Annotated in this window: 6 protein-coding genes; 4 read left to right on the top strand and 2 right to left on the bottom strand. The window is 70.5% G+C overall.

The genetic code is table 11. The features are described from left to right. Positions 1-286 precede the first annotated feature (286 nt). Together ACFVJS_RS09895 and ACFVJS_RS09890 are read left to right on the top strand one after the other, a co-directional pair. Positions 287-1,072 carry a hypothetical protein gene (locus tag ACFVJS_RS09895; RefSeq protein WP_378878908.1) on the top strand — a complete coding sequence of 262 codons (786 nt, stop codon included), beginning with the start codon at positions 287-289 and terminating at the stop codon, positions 1,070-1,072. Positions 1,073-1,153: 81 nt separating this feature from the next. Further along, on the top strand, positions 1,154-2,056 hold the full coding sequence (locus ACFVJS_RS09890) for an endonuclease/exonuclease/phosphatase family protein (RefSeq protein ID WP_378878906.1): 903 nt from the start codon (positions 1,154-1,156) through the stop codon (positions 2,054-2,056). A 4-nt stretch (positions 2,057-2,060) separates the two neighbouring features. Here the strand turns inward: ACFVJS_RS09890 and ACFVJS_RS09885 are convergent, their stop codons facing one another. Continuing rightward, a complete protein-coding gene (locus tag ACFVJS_RS09885; RefSeq protein WP_378878904.1) occupies positions 2,061-3,284 on the bottom strand; it encodes an alanine racemase in 1,224 nt (407 codons plus the stop codon). 97 nt (positions 3,285-3,381) lie between these two features. Here ACFVJS_RS09885 and ACFVJS_RS09880 point away from each other — a divergent pair, with 97 nt between their 5' ends. Beyond that, on the top strand, positions 3,382-3,987 hold the full coding sequence (locus ACFVJS_RS09880; protein WP_378878902.1) for a TetR/AcrR family transcriptional regulator: 606 nt from the start codon (positions 3,382-3,384) through the stop codon (positions 3,985-3,987). Between the two features lie 9 nt (positions 3,988-3,996). On the opposite strand, the gene ACFVJS_RS09875 is transcribed toward ACFVJS_RS09880, so the two are convergent. After that, positions 3,997-5,205, bottom strand: a complete 1,209-nt coding sequence (locus ACFVJS_RS09875; RefSeq protein ID WP_378878900.1) for an amino acid deaminase/aldolase — start codon at positions 5,203-5,205, stop codon at positions 3,997-3,999. 135 nt (positions 5,206-5,340) lie between these two features. On the opposite strand from ACFVJS_RS09875, the gene ACFVJS_RS09870 reads away from it, so the two are divergent. After that, complete coding sequence (locus ACFVJS_RS09870; protein ID WP_378878898.1) at positions 5,341-6,648, top strand: D-arabinono-1,4-lactone oxidase; 1,308 nt, start codon at positions 5,341-5,343, stop codon at positions 6,646-6,648. Positions 6,649-6,658: the final 10 nt, after the last annotated feature.

Genomic DNA, 6,658 nt, shown 5'->3' with positions numbered 1-6,658 from the left:
CTGCACATCTCAGGTGCGCGGCGACGACTCCAGCACCGTGCGGACGCTCATGGAGGTCGCGCACACCCTGTGCCCGTACTCGAAGGCCACCGCCGGCAACATCCCGGTCGAGCTGATCGCGGAGTAGCCGAGGCAGACCCGGTAGTCCGGGACGTTCTGGTCCGTTACCTGTGGGTAGATGGGCAGGAACGTCCCGGACTACTTCTTGGGTGGTTCGGATTGCTCTCCCGGCGACGAGGTGGCGGGTGCGTACGAGAGAATCGTGGGAAAGCGGGGAAGGGGACCGATGACGACACCGACACCACCGCCGCCACCGGACGGGTACGGGGCGATGCCTCCTGCGCCGGACTTCCAGGCCGGGCCGCCGCAGCTCGGCTGGCCGCCGAAGGAAAATTCGTTCGCCCCAGGAGGACCGCCTCCGCCGGAGAAGCCGCACAACCCGTGGCCGATCGTGATCGGACTCGGGGCGATCGCCGGCGTGCTGGTCATCGGCGTGATCATCACCGCGGCGATCGTCATCCTCCGGGGCGAGGAGGACCCGACAGCAGGGCCGGGCCCGGTGACGGTCACCGCGACCCCGACCACGTCACCCGACCCGTCCTCCGCGGCTCCTGCCCCGGGCGGGCTGGCCGCGGACCTCTTCGAGGGCGACTGGAGGTTCAAGCTCGGGGACGTGAGCATGAACGCGACGTACGCCGCCTCCCAGGACTACCCGGACTGCGGGCCGATCGCGTCGGCCGCCCTGGACCAGAAGGGCTGCCGCTACGCGGCGATGGGGATCCATGACGCCGAGGGCGGCAAGCTGCGGATGCTCCGGGTCATCTACGTCTTCGACAGCGAGGAGAAGGCGACGGCGGTCGCGGAGTCGGTCAAGGAGACCGACTTCGACCTGCCCACCGGCAGCCTGATCCAGGACGACGTGATCGGGAAGTGGGTCGCCAAGGACTCCTCCAAGGCCGTCGTCGTCGGCTTCGTGACCGCACAGAAGGGTGTGTCGGAGACGACCGTCGACGACTACCTCCACTACGGCACCGCCGACATCGCGGGCGCCCTGATCTTCATGGACCTGTAACCGCCGGAGTTCACCCGAGGTTTCCGAGTATTCGAACGCGTTTGGTTCGGCGCACATGGCTCGCCCATACCGTCAGTAGGCGTGTCCCCCACACTGATCGCCTCGGGTCCCGGTCGGGCAGCGTTGCTGCGTGCCGTCGTGCCCGCGGTCGCGTTGTGCGGCGTCCTCGGCGCCGCGCTCAGCTTCCTCGTCCCGACGACCGCCACCGCCGGCCCGACCGTGAAGGTCGCCCAGGCCGAACCGGTGCAGCCGGGCTTCCAGCGCTTCGCCTGGCTCAACGCCTGGGCCGACCACCACACGGCACCCGGAGGCGCTGCCGCGGACCGGCTCGACGGCGTACCACGGATGCGGATCGTGGTCGGTCACCTGCGACGTACGCTCATCGACTTCGGCGTGCTCGCCGAGGTGGAGGCGCCGCAGCGGGAGGCATTCGAGTCCTTCGGCCGGGAGTACGCGCTCGTCTCCACGCCCGACGCCACCGACGACGCCGTCTTCTTCCGCCGCTCGGTGTTCCGGCTGGTCAGCAAGGACACGGTCACCATGTACTACCGCCACGGCGCCCGCGTCACCGCGCCCGTGGTGGTGCTGGAGGAGCGTTCCACCGGCCAGCGCGTCGGGGTGCTGCCGGTGCACTTCCCGGCGAGCCTGCCGTCGGCGCCCGGGCAGAAGAGGTGGCGCGACCTGAACGCCCGGATCGTCAAGGACGTGGTCGCGCGCGCCGAGGTGCCGATCGTCGTCGCCGGCGACTTCAACCAGCGCAACGACATCCTGTGCGACCTGACCTCACCCGGGACCGGTCTGGTGAGCCCGCTCGCGGAGCACGAGAAGTGCGCCACCGCGCGCCGGGCGCCGATCGACCAGGCGTTCCTCAGCCCCTCGTTGCGGCCCGACCGCTACCAGGTCTACTCCGGCCCGTCGGCCCGCCGGGCCACAGACCACGGCGCGTTCTACCAGGTCAGGGTGCGACTCTCCGACATCCCCTGATCCCTCAGAAGTACGTCCGGACCAGGTCGGTCACGGTGTAGTCGAGGTCCACGACCGGGATCAGCCGCCACTTGTCGAACGCCGTGCACGGGTGGGAGATCCCGAAGCTGACCAGATCGCCCGGGCGCAGGCCGGCATCGGTGCGCAGGAAGGCGTGCTGGTCGCCCAGCTTCTCGACGGTGCCCTCGAGCTCCTCCGCGCCGCCGAAGCCGTTGCGCCGCACCGCGAGCGGGACGGGTAGGCCGTTGTCGTAGGGCACGTCCCGCCTGCCCATGCCGACGATGACGAGGCCTTCCTCCGGGGCCGAGACGACCTGGGCCCACACCTCGATGGCCGGGTCCAGGCTCCCCTCGATGCGGTTGTAGGGCGTCGTGGCTGCGTAGAGGCCGTGGTCGTGGGTGACGTACGTCCCGCTGCGCAGCACCTTGCGAGGCGTCATGCCGTCCGGCCAGCCCTCGGACCAGCGCTCGGCGAGGACGTCGAAGAAGGCGCTCCCACCCGCGGACACGATCGCATCGGCGCCGACGATCCCCAAGGTGAACAGGGTCGAGGCGAGCTCCTTCAGACGGTCGAAGTAGTCGCCGACCGCCTCCGCCGTCTCCAGGCCGCCCTCGTAGCCGGCCACGCCCGCCAGGAGTACGCCGGGCGTCGCATCCACCACCCGCGCGAGCTCGACCGCCTCCTCGACGGAGCGGCAGCCCGTGCGTCCGCCCGGGAAGCCCAGGTCGATCAGCACCGCGAGCGGCCGGTCCTCGACGCCCACCAGGGCCGACGCCTCGGCCGCCGCCTCGACACCCTCGACCGAGTCCACCCAGTGCAGGTGGAGGAACTCCGGGTCTGCCGCCCGCTCGGAGGCGACCCAGCTCAGCGCACTGTGGTCGAGGATCTCGTTGGCGACCAGGACGCGGCGTACGCCGGCGTGGCGGGCGACCAGCGCCTGGCTGGGCGTCGCCACGGTGATCGCCCACGCCCCGGCGTCGAGCTGTCGCTGGTAGAGCGACGGCGCCATCGTGGTCTTGCCGTGCGGAGCGAGCAGCAGTCCGTGCTCCTCGGCGAACCCCGCCACGGTCTCGATGTTGTGCTCCAGCGCGCCCTTCTTGAGCACCATCACCGGCCAGGTGAACGAGCCGTCGAAGAGGTTGCGACCGGAGGTTGCGTACGTGGTGAGATCGACGGTTTCTCCCGGCTCCATGAAGCCCTTGTCCGCCCAGGTCACGTGATCGTCCATCGGGACCGAACCTACCGACGGCCCCACCGCCGGGCACGGGGTTTCGAGAAAACTTGGAAATCTCCAGGGAGATCCCGGCGTCGCTTATCGTGACGCCATGGCCAACCGTGCAGCCCAGAGGGCGATGACTCGCCAGCTCCTGCTGGATGCAGCGATGGATCGGTTCATCGCAAGCGGCTACGCGGCCACGACGATCGACGAGATCGCCTCGGCGGCAGGCACCACCCGGGTGACGTTCTATGCCTATTTCCCCTCGAAGTCCGAGGTCCTCAAGGCCTTGGTCGCCGAACGCCTCGAAGACGAGCTGATCCAGCTCCGCTCCCCACAGGGCAGCTCGCTCGGCGGCCTCGCCGATGCGGTGGCGGCCGGCACCCGCGAGCAGCTCGGTGCCTGGATCCGCCAGGCCATGACTCGGTGGCCGGAGGTGCGTCCGATCGTCACGATCGCCCGCGCCGCCCAGGCCGTCGATCCCGATCTCACCCATATCGTCGACGCGTGGACGGACCAGACGATCGAGGACGTCGGCGCCGGTCTGGACAAGGCGGACCGCTTCGACGCCGACAGCCGGCGGCTGCGCGGCGCCTTGGCGGTCGGCCAGCTCGACTATCTGTTCCAGCGCTGGGCGGACGGGTTCTGGGGCGTCGAGCACGACCGGATGTGCGAACTGGTCACCGAGAGCTGGTTCCAGCTGCTGGGCGAGTGACCCGGTAGGTCACAGGAAGGTCTGGCCCTCGCCCCGGTAGGTCGGCGCGGCGGTGATGATCGAGTCGCCCTCGATCAGGTGGAGGGTGTCGAGCCGCTCGCACACCTCACCGGCCTTCGCGTGGCGGAACCAGACCTTGTCGCCGATCGCCAGCTCGTCGGCGGCGTGCCCGCGCAGCGGCGTCTGGACCTCCCCGGCGCCTTCGGTGCCGACGTACTCCAGGCCGAAGGGGTAGGTGGGACTCGGGACGCGGTCGAGTCCGGGCGGACCCGAGGCGATCCAGCCGCCACCGGCGACGGTGACGATGCCGGGCGCGGGGCGCCGCACGACGCTCAGACCGAAGTAGGCGGCCGGATGCGGTGTGAAGCCGTCGTAGCGGTCGAAGAGGGTCGGGCCGTAGAGACCGGATCCGGCCGCGATCTCGGTCACCGACGTGTCGGCGCGGGTGGACTCGATCGAGCCGGTGCCGCCGCCGTTGACGAACTCGAGATCGGTCAGCGAGCGTACGGCCGCGACGATCTTCCCGCGGCGCTCGGTGATCTCGGCGATGGACGCCTTCTTCATGCGGCGGATCACCGGGGCCGGTGGGTTGCCGCCGAGCGGGCGGTCGACGGTGCCGGCGACCTGGCCTTCGTAGGCCATCAGCCCGACCAGCTGGAAGTCCGGGTCCTCGGCGACGATACGGGCCAGCGCGACGGCGTCCTCGGGGGTGCGGACCGGCGAGCGTCGGGCACCGAGCCAGATGCGGCGCGCGACGACCAGCGCGGCGTCGAGGTCGATGGCGACGCGTACGGGGGCGGCCGGGGTGCCCATCGCGGCCTTGACCAGCGACAACCCCTCGGCGCTGTCCACCATCAGCGTGATCCGGGCGAGCTTCTCCTCGTCCTTCGCGAGCGCGGCGAGCGCGGCCCGGTCGACGGTCGGGTAGCCGATCACGATGTCGTAGTGCGTCTCGGCCAACCACAGCGCCTCGGGCAGCGTGAAGGCCAGGATCCCCTCGTATCCCTCGCGGGCGAGCACGCGGTCGATCAGCGCCCGGCAGCGTACGGACTTGCTGGCCACCCGGATCGGAGTGCCGGCCGCGCGGCGCACGAGGTCGTCGGCGTTGGCGTCGAAGGCCTCGAGGTCGACCGCACCGACGGGTCCGTCGAGGGCCGCGGTGGCGCGGTCGAGCCGTTCGTGCTGCTGGGCCGAGAGATGGTGGGAAGTCGTAACCACGACCCAAGTGTCTATGCCCCGCGCGGCACCCGCGTCAACGGCAGGTGACCAACTGTGCCACCGCGCGGTCCACGTCCTTGCCCGGATCTGGGTGAATCCGTTGACCGGACGCCTCCGACCCGACACCCTAGCCGCGTGAGTCAGTGGCAGAACTGGGCAGGCAACCAGCACACGGGGTCGATCGAGGTCGTCGTGCCTCGCGACGAGGCGGAGCTCGCGGCGGTCGTCGTGGCCGCGACGGAGGCCGGCCGCAGGGTCAAGCCGATCGGCGCCGGCCACTCGTTCACGGCGATCGGCTCACCGGTCGACATCCAGGTCAGCCTCGACCGGATCTCCGGGATCGTGCGGGCCGACGCGACCACCGGGCTGGTGACCGTCCGTGGCGGCACCCGCCTCAAGGTCCTCAACCGCGCGCTCGAGGCGCTCGGGCTGTCGATGACCAACCTCGGTGACATCGAGGAGCAGTCGATCTCCGGGGCGATCTCGACCGGCACCCACGGCACGGGGGCGCGCTTCGGCGGCCTGGCGACCCAGGTACGCGGCCTCCGGCTGCTCCTCGCCGACGGCTCCGTCCTGTCGTGCTCGGCGACAGAGAACCCCGAGGTCTTCGAGCTCGCCCGCGTCGGGCTCGGCGCCCTCGGGATCATCGTCGAGGTCACGCTGCAGACCGAGCCGCTGTTCGCGCTCAACGCGCGCGAGGGCAACGGCGAGCTTGCCGACGTGATGAGCGCCTTCGAGGAGCACGCCTCGGGCACCGACCACTTCGAGTTCTACTGGTTCCCGCACACCACCCGGGTGCTCACCAAGCACAACACCAGGCTGCCGCTGCCGGAGACGCCGCTGGCCCCGGTGGGCCGGGTGCGGGGCTGGTTCGACGACGAGCTGCTCTCCAACACCGCCTTCGGCACGACCGTCGAGCTCGGCCTCCGCGTCCCCGCGCTGGTGAAGCCGCTGGCCCGCTTCGCCGCCTCCGCCCTCTCGCCTCGCGAGTTCACCGACATCTCCTACCGCGTCTTCACCTCGCAGCGGAAGGTGCGTTTCGTGGAGAGCGAGTACGCCGTCCCGCGCGCCGTCGGCATGGACGTCCTCGTCGAGCTGCAGCGTGCGGTCGAGGCGTCCTCGTGGAACATCTCCTTCCCGGTCGAGGTGCGGGTCGCGGCTGCCGACGACATCCCGCTGTCCACCGGGTTCGAGCGCGAGAACGTCTACATCGCCATCCACACCGCCCCGTCCTCGCCGTGGCGCAAGGACTACTTCGCGGCCTTCGAGCGCATCGTCGGCGAGGTCGGCGGCCGTCCCCACTGGGGCAAGATGCACACGCTCTCCGACGCCGACCTGGCCGAACGCTATCCGCGGTTCGCTGACTTCGTCGCGCTGCGCGACAAGCTCGACCCGTCGCGCACCTTCGGCAACCCGCACCTCGAGCAGGTCCTCGGCTCTTAACCTGGCCTTC

Origin of the sequence: Nocardioides sp. NPDC057772 (assembly GCF_042798075.1) — a bacterium.
GTDB lineage: Bacteria > Actinomycetota > Actinomycetes > Propionibacteriales > Nocardioidaceae > Nocardioides.
This window is presented reverse-complemented; position numbering and strand designations above follow the sequence as displayed.